The sequence below is a fragment of the Thermodesulfobacteriota bacterium genome (genome assembly GCA_035325995.1).
In the GTDB taxonomy this organism is placed as follows: domain Bacteria; phylum Desulfobacterota_D; class UBA1144; order Nemesobacterales; family UBA2774; genus JADLGH01.
Window position 1 is genome coordinate 1 of record DAOKYU010000036.1, and the last position, 3,209, is coordinate 3,209.

General features: G+C 57.8%; 3 protein-coding genes. 2 read left to right on the plus strand and 1 reads right to left on the minus strand.

Annotated features, from left to right (window positions below):
• Positions 1-586 (minus strand): hypothetical protein (locus PKC29_15475; GenBank protein ID HML96810.1); only part of this gene is annotated, 586 nt, incomplete at its 3' end.
• Between the two features lie 313 nt (positions 587-899).
• Between PKC29_15475 and PKC29_15480 the strand changes: the two genes are divergently transcribed.
• Together PKC29_15480 and PKC29_15485 are read left to right on the plus strand one after the other, a co-directional pair.
• Positions 900-1,703 carry a hypothetical protein gene (locus PKC29_15480; protein ID HML96811.1) on the plus strand — a complete coding sequence of 268 codons (804 nt, stop codon included), beginning with the start codon at positions 900-902 and terminating at the stop codon, positions 1,701-1,703.
• A 167-nt stretch (positions 1,704-1,870) separates the two neighbouring features.
• A partial coding sequence (locus PKC29_15485) for a 7TM diverse intracellular signaling domain-containing protein (GenBank protein ID HML96812.1) occupies positions 1,871-3,209 on the plus strand: 1,339 nt, incomplete at its 3' end.

Below are 3,209 nucleotides of genomic sequence, written 5' to 3' on the forward strand. Positions count from 1 at the left end.
GTGCCCGCTCGCGGCGCTCGATCTCGACGGACATGATCCAGCCGATGAGGTTGGCCATGAGCAGGTAGACAAATAGCGCCCGCACGTACTCATCACCATAGATCGCGGCACTGGCCAGGATTGCCGCTGAACCGGTGGCACATGCAACGGCAACAATCCCGACTGGTAATCGTGTGAACCCGTAGGCTAGCCAGCAGACGAGGCTCATGGCGACAGTCCATCTACCCGATCTCGGTTCTTCAAGATCGGCTGGCATGAGGCTCATTGCACCGATTGCCAAGCAGGCCGCGAAGACGGCAATGCCGACGACGAGATCGTACTTCTGCAAAATCCTTTCTGGCCGCCACGTGGCCACCATGGCCATACAACCCATCCCGGCGAACAGCACCAGCCTGAAAGCTTGGCGTGGATTCGTAGGTACCTCGTCGTCCTTGATCGACAGAACGAGGACAAAGAAGACAAGTGCGAGGACCGATCCCAGCAACAGAGCGAGACGAACGAATCGGAGCCCCGATGCGCGATACTGCGCAAGGAACTCCCGCTCCACGTTAGCAGCCTCAAACCTCCTTGGGAGTCCAATTAGCACCGTTCTTCGCCTATTTGCCAGAGCAGCGGGTATATCCGTTGCGCCCCGATTCTTCTCTCACGCTACCGACCTCCAGACTCCTGGGTGTGCGAGTCGCGCTTGGGCATGCACGGCCAGGAGTGCCATCCTTTGCGTCGGGAGACGTCGCCCTTCGAGGCACTCGATCGCCGGGATGAGACCGCACAGCGAATCTCAGGTCATAAGGACTGTTGTCGAATAACATCAAGCTTTACTGCTCACGTCTCAACCAGCAGAATCAGCCTAGAGAGGGTGGCTACTACCTGTCTATAGGCCAAACGGCCAAGGTTCTTCAATGCCAGAAACGCTTACAACGAACGCCCAGAACGTGTCGGCGTCGTTCAATGAAATCTCCATTCGACCCGAAAACCAGCGCTCGCGGCATGTGTCGTTGCCGTTCACTATCCGACTGGTTAGAACCAATGATCAACTAGTGCGGGCCGTGAACGTTAGAACCGTGGCGTACGCCAAGCGGCTTCCGTCCTTGGCGCGTGCCTTGGGCAACGTCGAGTCTGAGGACGGCGACCGAGACAGCATTGTTCTCCTCGCGGAGTCGAAAGAGACACTAGCGCCGGTCGGAACGCTGCGAATCCATACCAACATCCATGGCCCCACAGAGTTTGAGAGGGAATTGGCGTTGCCCTCGAGGTTCCAAGGGAACAGCATCGCACATGTCTCGCGTTTGGGCGTTGTTGGCGGGAAATCTGGCGCTCAGGTGAAGCTTGCACTGTTCAAAGCGCTCTATCGGTACTGTCTGGCGAGGCAGATCGAATGGATCATGGTCACCGGCATCCCACCGCGCGATCGCGACTACGTTAATCTTCAGTTCGAGGATGTGTTCAACGACGGCCGAATGGTCACGTTGCCCTCATCGATTGGGATACCTGCTCGCCTTCTCGCATTCAACGTTCGGACTGCAGAGCAACGTTGGCGCGAGGGGAACCACCCTTTCTACGATTTCATGTGCAACCAGATACACGAAGACATTCGAATCTTCGATTCAGTCAGTGGCGCATGGGCAAATAGCCGAGCGATGCGGACTAACGGGAGGCCGGCTAGGCGCACGACTGCAATGACATTTGACGTGCCGGTGATCTAACGATAAAGATCAACTCTTGGCGAGGTGGAACGCCCGCCCAGGCTCGGGTTATGTTGCAACTATGCAACGCAACCCACTGACGCCACGCATTCCGCCTTTCGTCGGCATGCAGGCCAGCAGGCAGCCGCTTCCCCCAATCCTTGCCACTAGGCAAGGGAGAAATGTTGGTGACCACGATTGCTCGGAGCCTGGGCCGGCGAGGTGCTTTCCTCTCGCGCGCGTTCAGGGGCGCACCGGAGCTTCTTCATGTGGTGAAGATGCTCGCAGCCGCCACGACGATTATTCTGGGGTTCACGTCTGCCGGACTTCTGGTTTCTCAAAGCATTTTCGAGGAACTCGATGGCACGGTGTCGCTGCGCTATCTCCCAGCGCAAGTGGCTGGCGCCTCGGTCGAGGCAGCCATCGCCCAATTCTCCCCGGAGACGTCGCGTACAAAGCCCAGTCGTGGGCTCACTCCGGAAGGGGAGTTCTGGATATCACTGGACGCCGACGTGAGCCCAGCAGTCACGGAACTGTCCATTGAACTGCGTCAACTTCGTGGAAGCAACGCAGAGTTCTGGCAAGTGGTCCCAACGCGTGATGACCTTGGCGCCCTGGTGCCGAAAAGGTTGGGCGTCACCGAAACGCGCAGCGGGATCGCGTTCGAGGGCCTTCATGTCACCAAAGGGCATGTCCGGATCGTGGGTCGGCTGCGAGGCGAATCAGTCGTCAAGCCTCAGGTCGTCCTTCAGCGCGGGCAGGACCTAAGTGAACACCTTGTCTCGTCGGAAAGACTGGGAGGGCTACTCTTCGGCGGAATGCTCGGACTCGCAGCCTTTGGCGCGATCGTATCGCTCCTCAATCGCGACAAGACTTTCTTCCTGCTGGCGGCACTGCTGGTTACGAGTCTGCGAATTGCCGGATTCAACTTCGGGTGGGACCTCAAGTGGATCGGCTGGACCTTGGATGCCACATTCGTCCCAATCGTAAAGAATCTCACCCTTCTCCTCCATCTGGTACTGACCCTCGCTTTGTTTCAGGAGTTGTTTGGCCGGCGATTGCAGACTGATCGAGCATCGTTTCTCTTTCCGTTTCTGTACACGACATACGGACTGACTGCCACCGTTAGCATCTTCTTGCGGGCTCACGCCAGCATCGCCCTCATTTGGGTACTCGGGATCGCTACAACAGTCACGATCTTTTACTTTCTGGTCAAGACGCTGCGCAGAGATGCATCGCCGGTTGCCATTTGGTACGCCATATCCTGGTTCGTAACGGGACTTGGCATGTTCGGCGAAATCGTCAATGCACTCGGGTATCAACACCCACTCACCAAGGTGATGAACAGCCAAGTCGCGGCGGTTTCCTCTGCTGTGCTTGCCGGGATCGCCCTTGCCGCAAAGCTTCAACTCGAACGGACCGCCCGCCTCTCAGCCGAACGCAGCGCCGTCAGTGCCCTTCAGCGGTTCCGCGAGAACTTCAACGCGATGCCGGTGGGCATCTTTTCGATGAGGCTCGACGGAACCA

Coding starts and splice junctions, on each gene's coding strand:
- PKC29_15480 (HML96811.1), top strand. CDS start 900: ATGCCAGAAACGCTTACAACGAACGCCCAGAACGTGTCGGCGTCGTTC.